At 62.7% G+C, this 22721-nt stretch carries 26 protein-coding genes; 9 read left to right on the plus strand and 17 right to left on the minus strand.

What is annotated here, in order from left to right:
• Positions 1 to 122: 122 nt before the first annotated feature.
• Together B4E36_RS17210 and B4E36_RS17215 are read left to right on the plus strand one after the other, a co-directional pair.
• A complete protein-coding gene (locus B4E36_RS17210) occupies positions 123 to 716 on the plus strand; it encodes a GNAT family N-acetyltransferase (RefSeq protein WP_292058617.1) in 594 nt (197 codons plus the stop codon).
• Positions 717 to 725: 9 nt separating this feature from the next.
• Positions 726 to 3617: an EAL domain-containing protein gene (locus tag B4E36_RS17215; RefSeq protein WP_292058557.1), complete on the plus strand. Its 2892-nt coding sequence runs from the start codon at positions 726 to 728 to the stop codon at positions 3615 to 3617.
• Between the two features lie 63 nt (positions 3618 to 3680).
• On the opposite strand, the gene B4E36_RS17220 is transcribed toward B4E36_RS17215, so the two are convergent.
• Both B4E36_RS17220 and B4E36_RS17225 read right to left on the minus strand, forming a co-directional pair.
• Positions 3681 to 4745 (minus strand): zinc-binding metallopeptidase family protein, encoded by a 1065-nt coding sequence (locus B4E36_RS17220; RefSeq protein ID WP_292058558.1) that lies wholly within the window; start codon positions 4743 to 4745, stop codon positions 3681 to 3683.
• 68 nt (positions 4746 to 4813) lie between these two features.
• A complete protein-coding gene (locus B4E36_RS17225; RefSeq protein ID WP_414673778.1) occupies positions 4814 to 5425 on the minus strand; it encodes a YqgE/AlgH family protein in 612 nt (203 codons plus the stop codon).
• 141 nt (positions 5426 to 5566) lie between these two features.
• On the opposite strand from B4E36_RS17225, the gene B4E36_RS17230 reads away from it, so the two are divergent.
• The 3 genes from B4E36_RS17230 (at position 5567) to B4E36_RS17240 (ending at position 8318) form a co-directional block, all read left to right on the plus strand.
• Entirely contained in the window at positions 5567 to 6379 is an 813-nt protein-coding gene (locus B4E36_RS17230; protein ID WP_292058563.1) for a protein-disulfide reductase DsbD domain-containing protein, read from the plus strand.
• Between the two features lie 35 nt (positions 6380 to 6414).
• Positions 6415 to 6900, plus strand: coding sequence for a peroxiredoxin (locus tag B4E36_RS17235; protein ID WP_292058565.1), 486 nt, complete (start codon positions 6415 to 6417; stop codon positions 6898 to 6900).
• A gap of 317 nt (positions 6901 to 7217) precedes the next feature.
• Positions 7218 to 8318: a hypothetical protein gene (locus B4E36_RS17240; protein ID WP_292058569.1), complete on the plus strand. Its 1101-nt coding sequence runs from the start codon at positions 7218 to 7220 to the stop codon at positions 8316 to 8318.
• A 6-nt stretch (positions 8319 to 8324) separates the two neighbouring features.
• Here the strand turns inward: B4E36_RS17240 and B4E36_RS17245 are convergent, their stop codons facing one another.
• From B4E36_RS17245 to coxB, 14 genes are all read right to left on the minus strand, one after another.
• On the minus strand, positions 8325 to 8633 hold the full coding sequence (locus B4E36_RS17245) for a Dabb family protein (RefSeq protein WP_292058571.1): 309 nt from the start codon (positions 8631 to 8633) through the stop codon (positions 8325 to 8327).
• An 18-nt stretch (positions 8634 to 8651) separates the two neighbouring features.
• On the minus strand, positions 8652 to 9104 hold the full coding sequence (rnhA, locus tag B4E36_RS17250; protein ID WP_292058573.1) for a ribonuclease HI: 453 nt from the start codon (positions 9102 to 9104) through the stop codon (positions 8652 to 8654).
• Complete coding sequence (locus tag B4E36_RS17255) at positions 9101 to 10069, minus strand: homoserine kinase (RefSeq protein ID WP_345900601.1); 969 nt, start codon at positions 10067 to 10069, stop codon at positions 9101 to 9103. Before B4E36_RS17255 ends, rnhA begins: the two co-directional genes overlap by 4 nt.
• A 4-nt stretch (positions 10070 to 10073) precedes the next feature.
• Positions 10074 to 11069, minus strand: a complete 996-nt coding sequence (gene ispH, locus B4E36_RS17260) for a 4-hydroxy-3-methylbut-2-enyl diphosphate reductase (protein WP_292058576.1) — start codon at positions 11067 to 11069, stop codon at positions 10074 to 10076.
• Between the two features lie 5 nt (positions 11070 to 11074).
• Positions 11075 to 11554, minus strand: a complete 480-nt coding sequence (locus B4E36_RS17265) for a mismatch-specific DNA-glycosylase (RefSeq protein WP_345900602.1) — start codon at positions 11552 to 11554, stop codon at positions 11075 to 11077.
• The gene (locus tag B4E36_RS17270) at positions 11547 to 12275 is read right to left on the minus strand and encodes an SURF1 family protein (protein WP_292058580.1); all 729 of its coding nucleotides are present in this window, start codon (positions 12273 to 12275) and stop codon (positions 11547 to 11549) included. Before B4E36_RS17270 ends, B4E36_RS17265 begins: the two co-directional genes overlap by 8 nt.
• The gene (locus tag B4E36_RS17275) at positions 12268 to 12654 is read right to left on the minus strand and encodes a DUF983 domain-containing protein (protein ID WP_292058582.1); all 387 of its coding nucleotides are present in this window, start codon (positions 12652 to 12654) and stop codon (positions 12268 to 12270) included. The genes B4E36_RS17270 and B4E36_RS17275 overlap by 8 nt, the downstream gene beginning before the upstream one ends.
• Before the next feature lie 37 nt (positions 12655 to 12691).
• On the minus strand, positions 12692 to 12973 hold the full coding sequence (locus B4E36_RS17280) for a GNAT family N-acetyltransferase (protein ID WP_292058584.1): 282 nt from the start codon (positions 12971 to 12973) through the stop codon (positions 12692 to 12694).
• A 60-nt stretch (positions 12974 to 13033) separates the two neighbouring features.
• Positions 13034 to 13918 carry a cytochrome c oxidase subunit 3 gene (locus tag B4E36_RS17285; protein ID WP_292058587.1) on the minus strand — a complete coding sequence of 295 codons (885 nt, stop codon included), beginning with the start codon at positions 13916 to 13918 and terminating at the stop codon, positions 13034 to 13036.
• 185 nt (positions 13919 to 14103) lie between these two features.
• Positions 14104 to 14688, minus strand: coding sequence for a cytochrome c oxidase assembly protein (locus B4E36_RS17290; protein ID WP_292058589.1), 585 nt, complete (start codon positions 14686 to 14688; stop codon positions 14104 to 14106).
• 9 nt (positions 14689 to 14697) lie between these two features.
• Positions 14698 to 14832 carry a hypothetical protein gene (locus B4E36_RS17295; protein ID WP_018066523.1) on the minus strand — a complete coding sequence of 45 codons (135 nt, stop codon included), beginning with the start codon at positions 14830 to 14832 and terminating at the stop codon, positions 14698 to 14700.
• A 4-nt stretch (positions 14833 to 14836) separates the two neighbouring features.
• Positions 14837 to 15763 carry a heme o synthase gene (locus B4E36_RS17300; RefSeq protein WP_292058592.1) on the minus strand — a complete coding sequence of 309 codons (927 nt, stop codon included), beginning with the start codon at positions 15761 to 15763 and terminating at the stop codon, positions 14837 to 14839.
• A gap of 72 nt (positions 15764 to 15835) precedes the next feature.
• A complete protein-coding gene (gene ctaD, locus B4E36_RS17305; RefSeq protein ID WP_018066525.1) occupies positions 15836 to 17485 on the minus strand; it encodes a cytochrome c oxidase subunit I in 1650 nt (549 codons plus the stop codon).
• 10 nt (positions 17486 to 17495) lie between these two features.
• Positions 17496 to 18392 carry a cytochrome c oxidase subunit II gene (coxB, locus tag B4E36_RS17310; protein WP_051085154.1) on the minus strand — a complete coding sequence of 299 codons (897 nt, stop codon included), beginning with the start codon at positions 18390 to 18392 and terminating at the stop codon, positions 17496 to 17498.
• A gap of 359 nt (positions 18393 to 18751) precedes the next feature.
• Between coxB and B4E36_RS17315 the strand changes: the two genes are divergently transcribed.
• The 4 genes from B4E36_RS17315 (at position 18752) to B4E36_RS17330 (ending at position 21721) form a co-directional block, all read left to right on the plus strand.
• Positions 18752 to 19378, plus strand: a complete 627-nt coding sequence (locus B4E36_RS17315; protein ID WP_292058598.1) for an invasion associated locus B family protein — start codon at positions 18752 to 18754, stop codon at positions 19376 to 19378.
• Positions 19379 to 19437: 59 nt separating this feature from the next.
• Positions 19438 to 20856 carry a metalloprotease TldD gene (gene tldD, locus B4E36_RS17320; protein WP_292058600.1) on the plus strand — a complete coding sequence of 473 codons (1419 nt, stop codon included), beginning with the start codon at positions 19438 to 19440 and terminating at the stop codon, positions 20854 to 20856.
• Complete coding sequence (locus tag B4E36_RS17325) at positions 20853 to 21155, plus strand: hypothetical protein (protein WP_292058601.1); 303 nt, start codon at positions 20853 to 20855, stop codon at positions 21153 to 21155. The genes tldD and B4E36_RS17325 overlap by 4 nt, the downstream gene beginning before the upstream one ends.
• A 77-nt stretch (positions 21156 to 21232) precedes the next feature.
• The gene (locus B4E36_RS17330) at positions 21233 to 21721 is read left to right on the plus strand and encodes a GNAT family N-acetyltransferase (RefSeq protein WP_292058619.1); all 489 of its coding nucleotides are present in this window, start codon (positions 21233 to 21235) and stop codon (positions 21719 to 21721) included.
• Positions 21722 to 21723: 2 nt separating this feature from the next.
• Here B4E36_RS17330 and B4E36_RS17335 read toward each other — a convergent pair.
• Positions 21724 to 22721: beta-ketoacyl-ACP synthase II (locus tag B4E36_RS17335; protein ID WP_345900603.1), on the minus strand; the 998-nt coding region annotated here is incomplete at its 5' end.

Here is a 22721-nt window from a genome sequence, read left to right on the forward strand (position 1 = left end):
GACGGGCGCGATGCCCGTCGCGCCGGCAGGGCAGTCCCGCTTCTGACTGCGCCGCGGGCCGGTTTCGCACGCGGCCCCGGCGGCTCAAGCAGCCAACCACCGGAGTGACAGCCGTGGTTGCGTTGCTGCTTTCGTCCCGGGCGCGCCGGCGCCATCGGTTTGCCATACAATCCGCCGATTATCTGCTGCGCCTTCCGCGGACAGAAGATTTCGAGGAGTGGAGAACGCTCAGGACCCGCAGCCGCGCCTTTCTGCAGCCGTGGGAGCCGGTGTGGAGCGCCGCCGACATGACCCGGCGCGGGTTTCGCAAGCGCATCGCCCGCGTCAATCTCGAATTCGAGACGGGCTCGGGCATCCAGCTCTTCATCTTTCTCAGGAACCCCGACAGGCTTGTTGGCGGCATCACGATCGGGCTGATCCGGCGCGGCGTGGCGCAGAATTGCATGCTTGGCTACTGGATGGGCGAGGAATATGCCGGCAAGGGTCATATGTTCGCCGCACTTCAACTCGTAATTCGCTATATCTTCGAGGAGTTGAGGTTGCACCGGATTGAGGCGGCCTGTATCCCCACAAACATGCGCAGCGCGTCGCTGTTGCAAAAAGCCGGCTTCACCCAGGAGGGGTATTTGCACAAATATCTGCGCATCAACGGCGAATGGCAGGATCATCATCTCTTTGCCCTGCTCAAAGACGACTACGACCGCAAAGGGAACTGAAGACCGCTGATGCCAATGTCCCCCCTCACCGCCTGGTTCTGCCGCAAGCTCCTGGCCCTTCTTGGCGCGATCGTCGTGATGATCGCCGTGGCCGTGCCCGCCCTGGCGCTCGAACCGGTGGAAGTTTCGCGCGGCGATGTCGCCATCGACCTGACCTCGCAGGTCGAGCTCTATCCCAATGAGGGCGAGACGTTCCAGATTTCGACGGTTCCCGACCCGAACGGCATAAGGCGTCGCATCGAGGTCCGCTCTGCCGGCGACAATCACTCCGGCGACTGGGCGGTGTTTTCGCTTGCCAATATTTCCGACGAGCAGCTCGACCGGCTGATCGTCGCGCCGCATTTCCGCCTCGTCGGCTCCGGCCTGTTCTGGCCCGATCTCGGCTCGTCGCGCATCGAGGCGATCACGCCGAGCGAGGGCTTCGCGCTGAATCGCGTCAACAGCGACGATGCGGATGTGTTTTCGATCACGCTCAATCCGGGATCGGTGATCACCTTCGTGGCGGAACTCAACACCGCCGAACTGCCGCAGCTCTACATGTGGGAGCCCGAGGCCTACAAGGACACCGAAAACGCCTTCACGCTCTATCACGGCATCGTGCTCGGCATTGCCGGCCTGCTTGCGGTGTTCCTGAGCATCCTGTTCGTGGTGAAGGGAACGTCGGTGCTGCCGGCAACGGCGATGCTGGCATGGTCGGTGCTGCTCTACGTCGCGATCGACTTCAATTTCCTGAACCAGATCATTCCGTTATCGGCGTCTGATCAACGCATATGGCGGGCAAGCGCCGATGTGGCGATCGCCTTCTCGCTGGTGGTGTTCCTGTTTTCCTATCTCAATCTGGCGCGATGGCATGCCCAGCTCGGCTACGGGACGGCCGCCTGGGGCGTGCTGTTGATGGCGCTGTTCGGGGTGGCGCTGTTCGACCCCTCGGCGGCCGCCGGCATCGCGCGTCTTTCGTTCGCCGCAACCGTGCTTGCCGGCATCGTGCTGATGTTCTACCTGAGCTTCCGGCGCTATGACCGGGCGATCCTGCTGATGCCGGCCTGGGCGCTGATCGTCGCCTGGCTGTTTGCCGGCTATATGGCGGTGACCGGCCGGATCGACAACGACATCATTCAGCCGGCGCTTGACGGCGGCATGGTTCTGATCGTGCTGCTGCTCGGCTTTACCGTGATCCAGCACGCCTTTGCCGGCGGGGTCTACCAGCCGGGCCTGTTTTCCGATCTGGAACGTCAGGCGCTGGCCTTTCTCGGCACCGACGCGACCGTATGGGACTGGGATGTCGGCCGAGACCGGATCGTCACCGAACCCGATTTCGCGCCAAAGCTTGGCCTTGCGCCCGGCGCTCTGAACGGCCCCGCGCGGACATGGCTGCAATATCTCCACCCCGCCGACCGCGACCGCTTCCGCTCCACCCTCGACCTGTTCCTCGAATGGCGACGCGGCCGGCTGAAGCTCGAATTCCGCGTGCGCGCCAATGACGGGCATTATCATTTCATGACCATCCGCGCCCGGCCGGTGCTGAGCTCGGATGGCGAGGTGATCCGCTGCGTCGGCACGCTGAACGACCAGACGGACCACAAGGTCTCCACCCAGCGCCTGCTGCAGGACGCCGTGATCGACAACCTCACCGGCCTGCCGAACCACACCATCCTCATCGACCGGCTGCAGTCGCTGATCGCATTGTCGCGCGCGGCGCCGCATCTCCATCCGACTCTGATCGTGGCGGATATCGACCGCTTCAAGGAGATCAACGAGACACTTGGTTTTGCCGCCGGCGACAATATCCTGATTGCGCTCACGCGCCGCATCCAGAGGCTGCTGAAGCCGGAGGACACGCTGTCCAGAATCTGGGGCAGCAGCTTCGCCATTATCCTGCAATCCCAGAATGATCCGGACGCGATCGCCGAATTCACCGATGCGCTGACCGCCGCGATCGATGTGCCGATCACGTTCGAGAATCGCGAAATCGCGCTCACGGCCGCGATTGGCATCGCGTCGTGGCACGATGATCATGAAACCGCCGAGGCGTTTCTGGAGGATGCCCGGCTGGCGATGCTGCGCGCCAAGCGCATGGGCGGCAACACGGTCGAGACCTATCGTCCGGCGCTCAGAATGCTCGATGACGAACGCAAGCAGCTGCAAGGCGACCTTGGCCGCGCGATCGACCGCCAGGAAATGACGGTGCTCTACCAGCCGATCGTGAAATTCGAGGGGCAGAAGCTTGCGGGCTTCAGATGCTCGCTGAACTGGAAGCATCCCCAGCGCGGCGATGTCTCCGCCGGCGAGATTTTCGAGCTGAGCCGGGAGAGCGGCCGCTCGGCGGAGCTCATCCTCTATACCGTACGTCAGGCGGCAAACGATCTCGCGGCGTGGCAGCAATCCGTCGCCAATGCCCGCCCGTTCGTCATGGTCGAGCTGAGCTGCAACGAGATGCTGAAAACCAGCACGCTGATCGAGCTGGAGAGCATTGTGCGGGAATCGGAAGTGGCGCCGCGCCAGATCGTGTTCTCCATTCCCGAGGATATCGTGCAGGAAGCGCCAGAGCAGGCGAAGCTCGCCTTGCAGTATCTGCGCACCATCGGCGCGGGCGTTACCCTGTCTGGCTTCGGCAACGGCCACGGCTCGCTGACGCTGCTGAAGAGCTTCCGTTTCGACGCGACCTATGTCGACAGCGCGATCTTCAAGTACAATCAGGAACCGCAGGCGGAAATCGTCAAGGCCTTCAGTGAACTGGCCGAGCGCCTCGGCACGGCCATCGGGATCAGCGATCTCGACAATGAGGCCGATGCCACAGCCTTTGCCGAAGCCGGCTGCACCTATGCAACCGGCCCGATCTACGGTGCCGCGGTCGTCTCCTCCACCGCGATCCGTCTTGTGCGCGAGAACGGCGCAAGCTGAACCGGCAAGGGCTTCCCCGCGCTTGCGAACGCGGGAGATCGCCCTGCCGGGCGCGGATCGAAATTACGCCACCGCTTTTCCGGCTTTAGGTCCGTTCAGCATGGTGACGATGTAGTCGATTTTCGTGACGATGTCCGGGGTGAGCACGAAGGGATAGAAATCCTTCTGGCCCATTGACTTATGGATCGCATTCATCGCGATCGTCAGGGGTATCCACGCCTCGGCCAGGCGCTTGCCGCTGACGCATTTATAGGGGTCGCCCAGCGGTTCGAGCCGGGCGTCATCCACCGCAAGGCCGAAGGCGCGCGCGGTCTCCAGCGTATCAACGATGTGGAGCGCATGCGCGAAGCTCTCGGCAAAATCCTCCCAGGGGTGCGTCGCCGCATAGGCGCTGACGTGGTGCTCGGGCCAGTCCGACGGCGGGCCATTCTCATAGTGACGCTGAAGTGCCGCCTGATAGTCTTCGCGCTCGTCGCCAAACACCTTGCGGAAGCTCTCCAGCCGTCCGTCGTCGCGCACCAGCCTGTCCCAGACATAATGCCCGACCTCGTGGCGGAAATGGCCGAGCATGGTGCGATAGGGCTCGTTCATCTGGTCGCGGATGATCTCGCGGGTAACGTCATCGGCCTCCGCCGCCCTCAGCGATATCAGCCCGTCATCGTGGCCCGTCATCGCCGGCATGACCGAACCGTCGGCCTCCACCGTATCCTCGAGGAAATCGAAAACCAGCCCGTTTTGCGGGTCCTGCTTGCGCGTCGGCGTGTCCACACCCCAGCGCAACAGGGAATAGAAAAGATGCCGCTGGGCGGCGCCGATGCGCTTGAAACGGTTGAGCCCGATCTCGGTGCTGGTGTCCGGTATCAGGTTGTTGTGCCGGCAGGCCATACAGAAGGTCTCGTCGTCGTCCTCGTCCACCAGCCAGTTGCAGACGCCGATCCCGGTGTTCTCGCATAGCCGGAAACGCCGGCTCTCATCATCGGCCTTGTGCCAGAGGTCCCCCTCGCCCTGCCGGACGGAATAAAGGGCGATATCATCCGGCGCAAAGCCAAGCCGATGGCCGCAGGCGACGCAGGTATCGTTATCGAAGTAAACGGTCTGCCCGCAATGATCGCATTCAAAGATCTTCATGGAGGCCTCGCAATTGCACCTGCCATCATTGGCAGACGCCCCTAAACGGGAAACCCGGCCGGATTGTTTCAGGCGTGCCCGATATTGGTGGAAAGCGACGAGGGCCGCACGCCCATGGAAAACAGCGCGCGCTCATATTTGCTTTCAAGGTCGCGGTCGAAGACCATGTCCTCGATCGCCGGGCAGGTCAGCCAGTCATTGTTGGCGATCTCGCTTTCAAGCTGGCCGGGAGCCCAGCCGGTATAGCCGAGCAGCAGCGTCGCCCTCTCGGGGCCCTTGCCGGCGGCAACCGATCTCAGCACATCGAGCGTACCCGTCATCGCCATATCGTCGCTGATCGGAATACTGCCCTCGCCGGAATAGTCGTAGGAATGCAGCACGAAGCCGCGGCCGGGTTCCACCGGCCCGCCGCACAGAACCGGAAAATCGATCAGGGAGGGCATCTCCGGATCGCGCTCTTCCCCGACAAGGTCGAGCTGACGAAGGACTTCGGGAAAGGTCACGGATTGGGCGCGGTTGATGATGAAACCCATCGCTCCCTCGCCGGAATGGGCGCAGATATAGATCACGCTGCGTTCGAACTCGCTTTCGGCAAGCTGCGGCATGGCGATCAGGAACTGGCCATCGAATGGCCCGCGCTCACGCCCTTTTGCAAAGTTCTCCAACACGTCGATCTCCAGCGAACCGTTTGCGCCGCTTTCAAAATTCATCGTAGGCATGAAACCAAGATGGGGCAAGGTCACGCGATATTCAAATCAAATTGTCCGCAATATCATCGAAGCGCCATATCCCCGCCCCGCCGGCTGCGCTAAAGAGCAGACATGAAAACACGCCGCATCCCGATCATCGCCGCACTCGCCCTGCCCGCTTTCACGGGCCTCGCCCACGCCGGACAAACCGAATGGGCCGACGATGCCGGCGGACGCATGCGCATGATCATCACGACGCCCGATGAGGACGGCACGATCCGCGCGGCGCTGCAGGTCGAGCCCGCCGAAGGCTTCATCACCTACTGGCGCGAGCCCGGCGAAAGCGGCATACCCCCGCAGATCACCATCGGCGGCAATGACGACGTGACGCTCGAAATGATCGCCTATCCCGTGCCCAAACGCATCGACCTCGCCGGCATGACGGATATGGGCTATGACGGGCCCGTGACCTTTCCGCTGACCTTCAAGGCCGCGCCGGGCGCGCGTCCCCAGATGGACGTCACCGCCTTTATCGGGCTTTGCAAGGACATCTGCATCCCGTTCCAGACGACGTTCGAGATCACCGCCTCCACCTATGGCGGCGGCGCGGTCGATGCCGCGATCCTCGCCGTCGCCGAAACCACGCTGCCGGAAGCGCCATCGGCCGATTTCCGCGTCGAGCGCGCCGTCAGCACCGGCGAGGCCCTGGAGCTTGCGCTCGCCCTGCCGGAAGCCGACGCCCCCGAAATCACGCTCGCCAGCGGCGGCGGCTTTATCGTAGCGGCCCCGGCGGGCGCGATGAAGGACGGGTTCTACACCATCACCATACCGGTGGACTCCCTTCCCGACGGCCAGGATTCGGTTGACGGCGACTGGCTGCTGCTTGCCAAGGCGGGTGACCGGGCCATGGAAACGCCGCTTGTGTTTGAAACGGTCTCCCCTTAGGTTTTGACCCCAGAGGACACGAGAAGGAGTTTTCCATGTCTGTTTCAAAGGGCGATACACTGCCCTCCTCCACGCTGCGCGAGCTGACCGAAAACGGGCCGGAGCAGGTTTCCACCGACGACATTTTCAAGGGCAGGCGCGTGGTGCTGTTTGCGGTTCCCGGCGCGTTCACGCCGACCTGCTCGATCAACCATCTGCCGACCTATCTCGAAAACCGCGATGCCATTCTGAGCCGCGGCGTCGATGAAATCGCGGTGGTGGCGGTCAACGATCCGTTCGTCATGGGCGGCTGGGCCAAGGCCACCGGCGGCGAAGGCAAGATTCGCTACCTCTCGGATGCCGACGGCGCGTTCACCAAGGCGCTTGGTATGGACCTCGATATGTCCGGCCCCGGTCTTGGCCTGCGCTCCAAGCGCTATTCCATGCTGGTCGAAGACGGCAAGGTGAAGGAGCTGAATGTCGAGGACAATCCCGGCGAGGCCACGGTTTCGGCGGCTGCCACCATTCTCGGACAACTCTGAGCGCGCATTCGCGAAAACGCCACTTCAAAAAACGGAAGCCGGCCGGGATGCCCGACCGGCTTCTTTCATGCCCGAACGCAACACTTGGCAGGAAGCGTCCGCGACATTACCAAACCAGGTTTGGCGGCGCCGCAAGCCGGCAGGCATACTGGTCTCGACGCCATGCGAAACAACTCTACAGATAATACAATACACTTTCGAAGTTAAAACCATTTTTATTAATTAATATTAATTGTATTACATTGCCTTGTCCGAATACTAAACCACTCCATATTCTTCATCGGCTCTGGTAAGATGCCCGTGAACGGAGGGCCCGAATGCAACGCGTTGCCAGCACAACCGTCCGGCGGACGGCAACCGCGCTTCTCGCCGTGGCGTTTATCGTCTCCACGCCGTTCGTGGTGCCGAACGGCATCGAATCCGTGAAATTGCTCGCGTTGCGCAACGACCCGGTCAAGCTGACGGATTATCGGCTCGATCAACTCACGCCCACCGATTACGACCGCGCCATCCGCGAGGCTCTGGCCAGCGACGACCCGGATCTTGCCGAAAGCGTCATCACCCTTGCCGACAGCCGCGGCGTTCGGATCGACGGTGCGGAGCGCGAACGCGTCGAAATCGCCGTCTCGGAGGCTGGCAGCCTTGGCAACCAGATCCATGAGCTTTGGGATGGCGCGCTGACCGGCAAGCCTGACAGCGCCGTCGGGCTTGTGGGCGCGATTGCCACCGACCTGACGACGGTCGGCGATGTCCGCGACATCCTCATCGAGGGTGGATCCTATCTGCAGGGCGAGGACTATGATCCACTGATCCTCGGCCTGTCGGTGGCGGGCCTTGCGATCACCGGCGCGGTGGTGCTGTCCGGCGGCTCGGCGTCCTCCGCCAAGATCGGCACGAGCACGCTGAAGGCCGCCGGCAAGGCGGGCGCGATCGCCACCCCGCTGAGGCGTTCCTTCACCCGGCTTTCCAGCCAGGTCGTCAGCGGCCCGGCGCTGCGCGAAAGCCTGCCGCTGCTCAAGCGCGGCAATGTGCCGGCGGCAAGGCGGGCGCTGGCAAGCTCGCTCGATGTCAAGCCGCTGGCGAAGATGCAGGATGCGGCCATGGAAATCGGCACGGTCATGACCAAGAACGGCTTCAAGGCCGGCACGGACATGCTGAAGGTGGCCGATACGCCGGCCGACCTGACCAAGCTCGGCAAGCTCTCGACGCGCTTCGGCAAGCGCTTCCGCGCCATCGTCTTTCTGCTGGGCTCGGGTGCTATCTCGCTCGCCGGGTATCTGCTGATAGCGGCGAGCTGGACGGCGACCTTCGCAATGTGGCTCGCGGGTGCCGCCTATTTCGGCTATCGCGTCCTCAGGATCGGCTCGCGGTTTCTGTTCTATCCCGCCGGACGCATGATCGTCCGGCTCTGGGCCTGACAGAAATCAGACCGCCATATCAAAGACGAGAATGCCGGAAATGCCGCCGGCTGCGGCAGCGACGAGCTTCTCGCTGACCACCGCGTGATCGGGATGGTCGAGATAGGCATCGCGCGCGGCTGAATCCTCGAAGGTGACGACGAAGCCGTCGCCATAGCCGCTGTCGAGCCCCTCGGGCGAGACATTCGCGCCGGACTTGACATCCACCATGCCGGGAAGAACGCGCTTCAGCCCGGCGATCTCATCGTAGAGCGCCTGCTTTTCCTCGGCCCCGGTTTCCTGGCGAAATCGTATGAATACGCAATGCATGATCATGATGTTTTCCGAAGCGCCTCAGCGCCCTGGCCCCTGTTTGAACGGTTCCATCCCCTGACGCGCCAATTCGTCGGCGCGCTCATTCTCTTCATGGCCTGCATGGCCCTTCACCCAATGCAGAGTGACATCGTGCCTGTTGCGCTCGGCTTCAAGAGCCTGCCACAATTCGGCATTCTTGACGGGCTTCTTCGCCGCGGTCTTCCAGCCGTTTTTCTTCCAGCCGTGAATCCACTTCGAAATGCCGTCCTTGACGTATACGCTATCGGTATAAAGCGCCACGGTGCAAGGCTCCTTCAGCGCCCTCAGCGCCTCGATCGCGGCCATCAGCTCCATGCGATTATTGGTCGTCAGCTTCTCGCCGCCGCACAGATCGCGTTCCTTGTCGCCGTAACGCAGCACCGCGCCCCAGCCGCCGGGGCCGGGATTGCCGGAGCAGGCCCCATCGGTGAAAATCTCAACTTCTTTATTCAAGTCCGCTCCAGTCCGTATTCGCTGGCTGTTTCAACAGAACGATGAAAGCGCAGATAGCGCAGATATTCGAGCGGGTCCTTCTTCACCACCAGCGCGCCCGCCGGCGTGTTCAGCCAGTCGTAGAGCCGGGTGAGGAAAAACCGGAGCGCCGAGCCGCGACAGAGCAGCGGCAGCGCCTCGATCTCGTCTTTATCCAGCGGCCGCACGCTCTGATAGCCCTCGATCAGCGCCCGCGCCTTGGTGACGTTGAAGGCGCCGTCCTTCTCGAAGCACCAGGCATTGAGGCAGATCGACAGGTCGTAGGCGAGAAAATCATTGCAGGCGAAATAGAAATCGATCACCCCGGAAAGCTTGTCGCCGATGAAGAACACATTGTCGGGAAACAGATCGGCATGGATCACGCCCTCCGGCAGGTCCACCGGCCAACGGTCCTCAAGGCTCGCGAGTTCCTCGGTAATCTCATTCTCCAGCCCCGGCTGCACCTCATCGGCGCGGGCGGCGGATTTATCCCAAAGATCGACCCAGCCCTTGAGCGCCAGCGCATTCTTGCGCGACAGATCGAAATCCTGGCCGGCGATATGCATGCGGGCGAGCGCCACGCCCAGTTCCCTGCAATGGGGCGCGGCGGGCTTGCGGAGCCACATGCCTTCCAGAAACGAAATCAACGCCGCCGGACGCCCGCAGAGCCTGCCATAGGGCGCGCCGTCATCGCGGGCGAGCGGCAGCGGGCAGGACAGGCCGCGATCGGCCAGATGCTGCATCAGCCCGAGATAGAACGGCAGATCGCCCTCATCCACGCGCTTTTCATAAAGCGTCAGAATCAGTGGAAATTTCTCGGTGTGAAGCAGGAAATTCGAATTCTCGACGCCTTCCGCGATGCCGCGATAGGACAGGAGTTCGCCGACGTCATAGGCTTTCAGAAACTGCCGGAGATCGTCTTCATTGATATCGGTATAGACGGCCAAATGCTTATCGTCCGTTGACGAAGGCCATGTCCTCGACAGTCAGTTCGACATCGCGGAGTTGGCGGTTGACGAGGAAATGTTCGTTCTCGACCGTGGTTTCGGCAAGTTCGATCGTGGTGTCGAAGCGCGCGCGAAACGCCTCGATGATCTCGTTGACCACGACTTCCGGGGCGGAGGCGCCGGCGGAAATGCCGAGCGTGCGGATCGGGCCGATGGCTTCGAAATCGAGTTCGGCGGCGCGCTGGACGAGGATCGCCTCCTTCGCCCCTGCCCGTTTCGCCACTTCCACGAGACGCCGGGAATTGGACGAATTCGGCGCGCCGACGATGATGAACAGATCGCAGCCGGGGGCTGCCGCCGACACCGATTCCTGGCGGTTGGTGGTGGCATAGCAGATCGAATCGGCAGACGGCGCGGTGAGGTTCGGGAACCGCTCGGTGAGCTTGGCGATCACCGCAGCGGTATCCTGCACCGAGAGCGTGGTCTGGGTCACATAGCCGAGATTGTCCGGATCGGCTGGCTGGTAGCGCTCGGCATCCTCCACCGTCTCCACCAGCGACACCGCGCCTTCGGGCAATTGCCCCATCGTGCCGATCACTTCCGGGTGGCCGGCATGGCCGATCAGCACCACATGGCGGCCGAGCCGCTCATGGCGCATCGCCTGCTTGTGCACCTTGGAAACCAGCGGGCATGTGGCGTCGAGATAGAACAGGTTGCGGCTTTCGGCATCGGCCGGCACGGATTTCGGCACGCCATGGGCGGAAAACACCACCGGCTGCTCGCGGTGCTCGGCCGGTATCTCGCCGAGCTCCTCGACGAAGACCGCGCCGCGCGCCTCGAGCCCTTCCACGACATAGCGATTATGCACGATCTCGTGACGCACATAGACGGGCGCGCCGTAGCGCTTCAGCGCCAGCACGACGATCTGGATCGCCCGGTCGACGCCGGCGCAGAACCCGCGCGGGCCGCAGAGGCGAATGGTCAGTGGGGTCATGGTCATCTCGCTCAAATCATCTCGGGCAACTGATACCAATGATGACGGTCCTTTGTCCAATGCCCGTTTGCGCCCGACGTGGAAGGCAGCGCCGCAATTGCTATGCCATCGAGCGTGCGCTGCTGCAGGCCGCAGCTTATCTTCTTGTCCCCGAAGTAGATGCGCGCGCCGGTGAGGCTGGTGAACGCGATCAGCTTCGGGCGGAAATGCCGCATCTTTTCCTCGAAGGCGGCGATATTAAACGCCGACAGAGTCAGCGCCTTGTCCATGCCGCTTTCGCTCTGGTTCAGATCGGTAAGGCCGATGCCGTAATCAAGGAGCCTGCGGAAATCCTTCGGAGAAACCAGTTCCGGCGTCAGCCCGGCATCGTGGAGCGTGCGATAGAATCGGTTGGACGGGTTGGCGTAGAACGATCCGGTGCGCGCCGAGATGTGCCCCTTGGCCGTGCCGCAGAACACGATATCGAGGCCCGGCGCCAGAAGATCAATCATTCTTCCGCCACCCGCGATACGCCAGCAGGCCGACGATGATCGCCAGCGTCGCTGCAAGCCCGTACCAGGTGATCGCATATTGCAGGTGGTCGTTCGGAAACGAAATCCGGGTCACGCCGCCAACGGGCAAGCCACCCGGATTGGGCGCGTCATCGGCATCGACGAAAAAGGGCACCACCTCACCGGCCGAAAGCCCGGTCGACTGCGCCATCGCGTCGATATCCTTCCAGTAGAAGATGTTCTGCGCGATATCGTTCTCGGGCACCGCAAACGAGGGTTTTTCGTCGAGCCGGTCGCGGGCAAGGCCGGTCACGGTGACCGTGCCGGTCACCTGCCCTTCCTGTCGGGTCGCGGCGTCCTTCATGTCGAAAGGCACGAAGCCGCGATTGACGAAGATCGCGCGGCCATCGGCCAGCCTGAGCGGCGTATAGACGTAATAGCCGGACTGGCCCTGATAGGTCGCGAAGAAATGCCGCTCGCGGTTATGCTCGAACCGGCCGGTCACCTCTATCGGCCGGTATTCGATTTCGCTCCGCGGCAGCGCCTCGGCCTCGGCGAGCGTGATCGGCGGCGCCTGCAACTGCTGTTCGACGGAGGCGAGCAGGGCCTCCTTCCAGTGCAGCCGTCGCACCTGCCAGTTGCCGAGCGAGATCAAGGTCACGAAGGCGAGCGCGGCCAGCACCAGCCCCACCACCTGCACAAGCGACTTCCGTTCAGGCATGGTCATCGCGATTGATCACGCCTTCGGCGGCGCTGTGGCGATACTGCAAAACAATCAGCACGCCCTTGAAGGCGCGCAGCGCGGCAAGCGAGAGCGCGATCGCGAGCGGCACCCAGATGACGATATGGACCCAGAACGGCGGGGAATAGGAAATCTCGCTCCACAGCACCAGCCCGATCACCAGGAAACCGACGGCCAGCATCACGAAGATCGCCGGCCCGTCGCCCGAATCGGCGAAACTGTAGCTCAGGCCGCAGTTTTCGCACTCCGGCTTCACGGCCAGAAAGCCATCGAAAAGCCGGCCCTTGCCGCAGCGCGGGCAGCGGCCCTTGAGACCGGAAAGGATGAGCGGGGCGAGCGGATTTTGGTCTGCGGGCATGAACCTGAAAGCCTTCCTGAAGCCGGAAGGCGCCTCTTCACTTGATGACGTCTTGCCAGTCGTCGTGGTTGCGCACGCTCATCGCCCTGAAGAATGGGCAGAGCGGAATGATCTTCCAGCCGCCCCTGCGTGCTTCCTCGATGGCATGTTCGGCAAGCACCTGGCCAACGCCCTTGCCGCGCAGCGCATCCGGCACGCCGGTATGATCGATGATGATCAAGCGGTCGGAACTGCGGGAATAGGTCATCTCGGCCTCGTGGCCGTCGACGACCGTGTAATAGCGGCCGCCCGAGGCGGTCTTTTCTTCCTGTATGGCCATGATGCGCCTTTCCCAAAAGCCGACCGCCGCCTCTTTGGGCGGCGGAAGGTTGTTTCTATTTCAGTGGCCGGTTTCGGCCAGCGGCGCGCCCCATCCGCCCCAGATATAGATGGTGAAGAACAGGAACAGCCAGACCACATCGACGAAGTGCCAGTACCATGCAGCGGCTTCGAGGCCGAAATGGCGCTCCGCCGTAAACGATCCCCGCGCCGCGCGAATCAGGCAGACGATCAGGAAGATCGTGCCGACGATCACGTGGAAGCCGTGGAAACCGGTCGCCATGAAGAAGGTGGCGCCATAAATGGAGTTTTTGAAGGCAAACGGCGCCTCGTAATACTCGTAGGCCTGAACGCCGGTAAACAGCAGGCCGAGCAACACGGTGAGGGTCAGGCCCTGGAGCAGCCCCCGGCGATCGCCGTGGATCAGCGCGTGATGCGCCCAGGTCAGCGTGGTGCCGGAGAGCAGCAGGATGATCGTGTTGTAAAGCGGGAAGTGCCAGGGATCGACAACGGCAATGCCTTCCGGCGGCCATGTTCCGCCGGTCGCTTCCACGCGCGCGGCCTGGATCGCCTCGCCGGTGAACAGGCTGGCGTCGAAGAACGCCCAGAACCACGCCACGAAGAACATCACTTCCGAGGCGATGAACATGATCATGCCGTAGCGCAGATGCAGCGAGACGACCGGCGTATGATGCCCCTCGCGCCCTTCCTTGATCGTGTCCGACCACCAACCGAACATCACATAGATGATGACCGCGAAACCAATCAGCAGCAGCCAGGGCTGCGCCAGATTGAGGCCGAGAATATTGAACGAACCACCGCTGAGATAGCGCATGTAGCCGACGCCGCCGAAGCAGAGCAGGAAAGTGCCGATGGCGGCGACCAGCGGCCAGGGGCTTGGGTCGATGATGTGATAATCGTGGTTCTTGTGCTGCGCGTCTGCCATTCCTGGTCCCCGTTTCCTCTCTCCCTGAAAACCGCGCCCCGCGTCGGGCGCCGCTTCAGTAAACTAGCATCTACACCGTTTCCGGTCTTTGGCAAATCGCCCGCTACTTTATCAGCATTTGGTCCGAGTTTGCCGTTTTAATCAATCCCCGCGAACGATAATCCGCGAGCGGTGGTGGTGCTCCTTCAGGAGCTGCCGTCCGAGCCTGCGGCAGACGCCTTCGCGGCGACCGGCTTCTCGTGTTCGAAGAACGTATAGGACAGCGTCAGAACCCTGATATCCTTGGTCTCTTCTGCATCGACGATCGCCGGATCGACGAAGAAGACGACCGGCATTTCCAGCGTCTCACCCGGCTGCAGCACGGTCTCGGTGAAACAGAAGCACTCGACCTTGTTGAAATAGGCGCCGGCCTGAAGCGGCGTGACGTTGAAGATCGCCTGACCGAGTATCGGTTCGCTGCTCTTGTTGCGGGCCGTGAACAGAACCTTCACCGTCTCGCCGATCTTCGGCGACACCGACTTCTGCTCCGGCTTGAACTCCCAGTCCAGCCCGGGCGCAACATTGGCGTCGAAGGTCACCTTGATCGACTTGTCGAGCACCACGTTGGAATACTGCTCCACCCGCTGGGCCGTGCCGTTATAGCCGGTGACCTGACAGAATATGCGGTAGAGCGGCACGGCGGCGAAGCTCATCGCGGTCATGCCGAACACGAAAACCAGGCACATCAGGACGATGGCACCGTTATTGCGTTTGCCGCTCGCTTCCGTCATCTCGCCTCCTCAGGCCGCGCCGAACTTGACCATGGTGATGATGTAGAACAGCACCACGAGGCCGAACAGCACGAAGCCGAGCGCGATATTGCGCGCGCGCCGGGCCCGCTTCTGCTTGTCGGTCAATTTCACTGTCTCGATCATGGCCTCACCCGAACACAAGCATAGCCGCGCGATCGACGATCAGGCCGGCGAAGATCGCGGCCAGATAGAAGATCGAAAACGTGAACATCTTCTTCGCCGGGATCATCTTCTGGTCGCCCTCGTCCATCGCCCGCACCTTCAGCGACTGATAGACGAAGTAGCCCCCGAGCCCGGCTGCGAACACCGCGTAGAACGGGCTTGCAAGCCCGGTCAGCGCCGGCGCGACGCCGGCGATCGCGGTCAACACCGCGTAGACGACCATCTGGTTCTTGGTCGACTTTACGCCGGCCACGTTCGGCATCATCGGGATGCCGACATCGTCGTAATCGCGCATCTTGAAGAGCGCCAGCGCCCAGAAATGCGGCGGCGTCCACAGGAAGGTGATCGAAAACAGGATGATGCTGTCGAGCGACACCGAGCCCGTCACCGCCGCCCAGCCGACCATGGGCGGGAAAGCACCGGCCGCGCCGCCGATGACGATGTTCTGCGGCGTCGCCCGTTTCAGCCACATCGTGTAGAACACGGCGTAATAGAAGATCGTGAACGCCAGAAAACCGGCGGCGAACCAGTTGACCGCAAGGCCGAGCGTCGCCACCGAAAAGCAGGCGAGCGCAATGCCAAAGGCGAGCGCCTCCTCGCGGCCGATCCGGCCCGCCGGGATGGGCCGGTTCGCGGTGCGCGACATCACGGCATCGATATCGGCGTCATACCACATGTTGAGCGCGCCGGCCGCGCCGGCGCCGATGGCGATGCACAGGATCGCGATCGCCCCCATGACCGGATTGATCGAGCCCGGCGCCAGGAACAGGCCGGCAAAGGCGGTAAACACCACCAGCGACATCACCCGCGGCTTCAGCAGCGCGAAATAATCCCGCCCGGTTGCTTCCGAAAGCACGAGATCGTCGCCGAGGTCGTTGTCGATTACTGTCATTGTCAGCTCTCATTTCAAACAAGACCGCGCGCCATTTGGCGGCGCGCGAGCTTTGTTGTTTGTCGCATCGCCTCAGCGGATGCGCGGCAGTTCCGACCACTGGTGGTAGGGCGGCGGCGAGGAAAGCTGCCACTCGAGCGTGGTCGCGCCCGGGCCCCACGGATTGTTGCCGGCGACCCGCTTCTTGGCGAAGGCCTCGAAGATGCCGAACAGGAAGATCAGCACGCCGATGGCCGAGATATAGGAGCCGTAGGACGACACCGCGTTCCAGCCGGCAAAGGCATCCGGATAGTCGATGTAACGGCGAGGCATGCCCGACAGGCCCAGGAAGTGCTGCGGGAAGAACACCAGGTTCACGCCGACGAACATTACCCAGAAATGAATATGGGCAACCTTCTCATTGTACATGTAGCCGGTGATCTTCGGGAACCAGTAATACCAGCCGGCGAAGATCGCGAACACGGCGCCGAGCGACAGCACGTAGTGGAAGTGGGCAACCACGTAATAGGTGTCGTGGAACGAGCGGTCGAGGCCGGCATTGGCAAGCTGCACGCCCGTGACGCCGCCGACGGTGAACAGGAAGATGAAGCCGATCGCCCACACCATCGGCGCCTTGAAGCTGATCGACCCGCCCCACATCGTCGCGATCCAGGAGAAGATCTTCACGCCCGTCGGCACCGCGATCACCATGGTGGCGAAGACGAAGTAACGCTGCGTGTCGAGCGACAGGCCGACCGTATACATGTGGTGGGCCCAGACGATGAAGCCGACCGCGCCGATCGCGACCATGGCGTAGGCCATGCCGAGATAACCGAACACGGGCTTCTTCGAGAAGGTCGAGATGATGTGGCTGATGATGCCGAAGCCGGGCAGGATCAGGATGTAGACCTCGGGGTGACCGAAGAACCAGAACAGATGCTGGAACAGGATCGGGTCGCCGCCGCCATCCGGCGAGAAGAAGGTCGTGCCGAAATTCCGGTCCGTCAACAGCATGGTGATGCCGCCCGCCAGAACCGGCAGCGACAGCAGCAGAAGGAAGGCGGTGATCAGCACCGACCAGGCGAACAGCGGCATCTTGTGCAGGGTCATGCCCGGCGCGCGCATGTTCAGGATGGTGGTGATGAAGTTGATCGCGCCGAGGATCGAGGAGATACCGGCCACATGCAGCGCGAAGATCGCAAGGTCGACAGCCGGACCCGGCTGGCCGCTGGTGGAGAACGGCGGATAAAGCGTCCAGCCGCCGCCGACCCCGTTGGAACCCGCCGGCCCCTCGACAAACATCGAAAGCAGAAGCAGCAGGAAGGCCGGCACGAGCAGCCAGAAGGAAATGTTGTTCAGGCGCGGAAACGCCATGTCCGGCGCGCCGATCATGATCGGCACCATCCAGTTGGCGAAGCCGCCGATCATCGCCGGCATCACCATGAAGAAGATCATGATCAGGCCGTGCGCGGTGGTGAACACGTTGTAGAGATGCTTGCCCTGGTCGATGGCGGCAGCACCGGCATCGCCATAGACCATGGCGGCCAGGCCGTTGAAGATCTGGATGCCGGGCTCCTGCAATTCCATGCGCATGGCGACGGACAGAAGTCCGCCGATAATGCCCGCACAGATCGCGAAGATCAGGTAGAGCGTTCCGATATCCTTGTGGTTGGTCGAGAAAAGCCATCGCGCGGCAAAGCCGGGCTTATGGTCGTGATCGTGAGCGTGCGCTGCTTCGGCCATATCGCTCTCCTCAATTCTTGTCGGCGAGCATGACCGCGTCCGCGCCCTGCCCTTGATTGTCGATGCTTGCCATCAAAGCGCGGTTGGCGGCTTCGACGTCAGTGGCGGCGGAAGCCTGCCATGTGGTGAACTGCTCGGGCGAAACCGCGCGGATCGCGATCGGCATGAAGGCGTGATCCTTGCCGCAGAGTTCCGAGCACTGGCCGTAATAGATGCCCTCGGCCTCGGCCTTGAACCAGGTTTCGTTGAGGCGGCCGGGAATGGCGTCGATCTTGAGGCCGAAGGCCGGCATGGCGAAGGAGTGGATGACGTCGGTCGGAGCGGCGGTGACAAGCAGGCGCACGGTTGCGCCAACCGGAACCACCATCTCGTTGTCGACGGCCAGAAGCCGCGGATAGACCGCCCGGTCCTCCTTCCCGTATTCGGCGCGCTGCTCATCGGTTAGCAGGTAGGAGGCATAGGAAATCGCGCCATCCTCGATCTCGGGATAGTCATAGCTCCACAGCCACTGCGTCGCCGTCGCCTTGACCGTCAGATCGGGCTCTTCCGGCATGGTGAGCTGGTTGGTGAGCAGGTTGAAGGACGGCACCGCGAGAAACAGGAGAATCAGCACGGGCGCGACGGTCCACACCACCTCGATCGCGGTGTTGTGGCTGGTGCGCGATGCGGTCGGGTTCTTCGATTCCCGGAACTTCACCATCACCAGGATCAGAAGCGCCAGCACCAGAAGCACGATCGGCACGATAAACCAGAGCGTATACTGCTCGAACCAGGTAATTTGATGCATGATCGGCGATGCCGCCGGCTGCAAGGTCATCTCCCACGGCTCAGGCTGCGCGGCAAAGGCGCTCCCGCTGCCCGCAAGACAGAGAAGACCTGTCATGCATGCTCTGGTTTTATTCATCACGTTGAATTCTCCCACCATTGTTTGACCTCGGTCAAACCGGATCCTGTTCGTTTGCGCCAGAAGTACCAAAACCGCCCGCGGCGCGATAGCGCCATGATAGCATCCCGAGACGCCGACGCACCCCTTGGCCGGCGAACAGGCGACATCATCGACCGGTTTTTCTCCCTCAGTCACAATTATGCCATAGCATTTGCCAATTTGAAGCGTCAAATTGTCTCATGCGGCACGCGCACCCTCTGATATTTCGCCGCGCTTTCCCAGGTCAAGTCCTTCTTCAGCCGTTGAAAATTTCTTTTGAACGCGGCACAAAGCCCGGTGTCGGAAAAGAAATATACCAAATCACCCGAGGAGCCCGCGCCATGCCCGTATTTCCCGCAGATCATGTGCTTCGAAGGATCGGCGCGCTGAGCCTCGCCTGCCTGCTGTTTTCCGCGGCCCTGCCCGCTTTCGCCCAGGAGGCCGCGGACGACAGCGTCGGGGAAACATCTGAGGAAGCCGCAACGCCCGCCGCCGAACCCGCCCCGCAGCCGGTGCCACCCGCGCCGCCGGCCGACAACAGCGTGGTGCGAGAGAATCACGGCGCATGGTCGATGGTCTGCGATCAGCCGCCGGGCTCCAGCGTCGAGCAATGCGCGCTGATGCAGAACGTGATCGCCGACGACCGCCCGGAGATCGGCCTTTCGATCGCGGTGTTGAAGACCGCCGACCGCGAGGCGAAATTGCTGCGCGTTCTGACCCCGCTCGGCGTTTTCCTGCCCGAAGGCATGAACCTGTTCGTCGACAACGTCGATATCGGCAAGGCCTATTTCTCGCGCTGCTATCTCGACGGCTGCTATGTCGAGGTCGATATCGACGACGACCTGATGCGGATATTGCGCGCCGGAACACAGGCGGTATTCACCCTCAACTTCTCGGTCGATCAGAACTCGATCGGCATTCCGGTCGACCTCTCGGGCTTTGCCGAGGGCTATGACGCCCTGCCCTGATATCGCGGCGCGATCGTTCCTATATGGGACGCATGACCGATAAAAAGACGGAAACCACGATGACAGACCGCGACCTCCTCAGCCATTTCGATGCCGATGAAGCGACGATCCGCAGCATTGTCGAAGACACGCTGCACGGCGCCGATGACGGCGAGCTCTATGTCGAATACTCACAGAGCGAATCGCTGTCCTTCGACGATGGCAGGCTGAAGGGCGGCGCGTTCAACACCGGCCACGGTTTCGGCCTCAGGGCGGTGGCGGGCGATGCCAGCGGCTTTGCCCATGCCGGCGAATTGTCGCTCGGGGCGCTGAAACGCGCGGCGGCGACCGCCAAGGCCGTGACCCACGGCTATGACGGCACCTATGCCGAACCGCCGCGCGGGACCAATACGCGGCTTTATTCCGAGGACAACCCGATCGGCGCGCCCTCCTTCGAGGAAAAGATCAAGCTGCTCGGCGAGATCGACGCCTATCTGCGCGAACGCGACCCGCGCGTGCGCCAGGTCTCCGCCTCGCTTGCCGCCAGCCACCAGATCGTCGAAATCCTGCGCGCCGACGGCTATCGCGTCAGCGATGTCCGCCCAATGACACGGCTCAACATCTCGGTCGTCGTCGGCGACGGCGACCGTCAGGAGACCGGCTCGTTCGGCATTGGCGGAAGGCAGAGCTTCGCCGACCTGTTCGCGCGTCAGGACTGGCAGTCGGGCGCGGAAGAAGCGCTGCGCAAGGCCTTCGTCAATCTCGAGGCGATCGACGCGCCGGCCGGCACGATGGACGTGGTGCTCGGCAATGGCTGGCCGGGCGTGATGATCCACGAGGCCGTCGGCCACGGGCTCGAGGGCGATTTCAACCGCAAGGGGCTTTCCGCCTTTTCCGGTCTCGTCGGCCAGATGGTCGCCGCCCCCGGCGTCACCATCGTCGATGACGGCACGATCGAAGACCGTCGTGGCTCGGTCTCGATCGACGATGAGGGCACGCCGTCCGCCTATAATGTGCTGATCGAGAACGGCCGGCTCACAGGTTACATGCAGGACCGTATGAATGCACGGCTGATGGGCGTGGCGCCCACCGGCAACGGCCGCCGCCAGTCCTATTCCGACCTGCCGATGCCGCGCATGACCAACACCTATATGCTGGCCGGCGACAAGACCAAGGAAGAGATCATTGCCTCGGTCAAGAAGGGCATTTACGCCGTCACCTTCGGCGGCGGCCAGGTCGATATCACCTCCGGCCAGTTCGTGTTCGACTGCACCGAGGCCTATCTCATCGAAAACGGAAAGATCGGCGCGCCGATCAAGGGCGCAACGCTGATCGGCAACGGGCCGGACGCGATGAAGCGCGTCTCGATGGTCGGCAATGATCTCGCGCTCGACAACGGCATCGGCAATTGCGGCAAGGCCGGGCAATGGGTCCCGGTCGGCGTCGGCCAGCCGCACCTGAGGCTGGATCAGATCACCGTCGGCGGCACGCAGGCGTGACCATCGAATACGAATTCCGGCGTCGCATTGACGACGTGATCTACCGTTTCGCGCCTGACGGACTTGTAAACGGCTTCCCCGCCTGGAAACGCGTCGACCTCGATATCCGGCTCATCCGTCACGCCGACAAGGGCTGGTGCACGGTCGACAGCGCAGGCACGATCAACGGCCGCCCGTGGAATGTGGAACCTGAGGAACAGGGCGCGGCCCCTTTCGAGGGCGAGTGGGTCAGCAAGAAGAACGACAAATCCTACGTATACGATCTCGTGAAGCTGACAGACGGAAGCGCTGCCTTTTGAAGGCACGGCTTAGCGGATTGTTTACGCCTTTCGGGCTCAATGCGCCCATGTATTGCGTAACCTCTTCGTCCGCCGCCATGGCCTCTTCCGCACCCGACATCCGCCCCTATCGGGCGGAGGACAACGCCGCGCTTGTCGACATCTGGCACCGGGCTTCATCCGTCGCCCATGATTTTCTGCCGGCCGAACTGCTTGCCGCGCAGAAGAAGCTCGTGTCGGAAAAATACCTGCCGGAAACCGAGACCTGGGTTGCGGTCAACGGCACAACGCCCGTCGGCTTCATCGGCCTGATCGACAGCTTCATCGGCGGACTGTTCGTCTCGCCCGATTGCCAGGGTGGCGGCATCGGTTCCGCGCTGCTTGACCACGCCTTCCGCCTCAAGGGCCACCTGCTGCTGGAAGTCTATGCCGCCAACACCCGCGCGCTTTCCTTCTACCGCCGCCACGGCTTCTGCGGCATCAAGCGGCGGCAAACCGACGACAACGGCCTGCCCTTCCCGCTGATCATGATGCAGAAACCGGTTCCGACGACATGGCAGCGGTCGGACCGGTACGCTCAGGACTGACGCTACGGCGATTTGGAAAACACCAGTGCGGCATTGACGCCGCCGAAACCGAAGCCGTTCGAGAGAACATGCCGGATCGGCTTTTCCTTTGCGGCGAGCGGGGCCAGATCGTATCGATCAGCGGCCGCCTCCGGGTCATGGATGTTAAGGCCGGGCGGAATGATCCCGTACCGCAATGCCATGACAGAAAAGACCGCCTCGATCGCGCCGGCCGCCCCGAGAAGATGCCCGGTCGCCGATTTCGTCGACGTGACCGCGAGATCCTTGCCGCGCTCCGGGAAAACGCTGCCGATAGCGGCGATCTCGGCAGCATCGCCCACCGGGGTGGAGGTGGAGTGGGCATTGATATAGTCGATCTCGGCAGCGTCGAGTTTGGCCATGGCGAGCGCCGAACGCATCGCCGCGGCGGCGTAGCGGCCTTCCGGATGCCCGGCCGTCAGGTGATGGGCATCCGTGCTGGTGCCGTAGCCGGCGACGACCGCCAGCGGCTCGGCGCCGCGCGCCCGGGCATGGCTGAGGCGTTCGATCACCACGGTCGCCGCCCCCTCCGAGAGCACAAAGCCATCATGCCCCTTGTCGAACGGACGCGAGGCAGCGGCTGGATCGTCATTGTAATGCGTCGACAGCGCGCGCGCCGCGCCGAAGCCGCCGATCGAAACCGGATCGACGCAGGCATCGGTTCCGCCGCAGACGACGACATCCGCCTCATTGAAGGCAATCATCCGCATGCCGTCGCCGATCGCCTGCGCCGAGGCCGCGCAGGCGGTGACCGGGCATCCGCTCGGTCCGTGAAAGCCATAGCGAATCGCGACATGCCCCGCCGCAAGGTTCGGGAGGAACGAAGGAACGGTGAAGGGGGAAAGCCGCCGCGGTCCCCGTGCCTCGACCGTCTTCACCGCATCGGTGATCGCCGGAAAGCCGCCGACCCCGGTTGCGATCACCACGCCGGTGCGCGATCGCGCCGCCTCGTCCTCCGGCGCCCAGCCGGCCTGACGCAGCG

Origin of the sequence: Martelella sp. UBA3392 (genome assembly GCF_002358775.1) — a bacterium.
GTDB lineage: Bacteria > Pseudomonadota > Alphaproteobacteria > Rhizobiales > Rhizobiaceae > Martelella > Martelella mediterranea.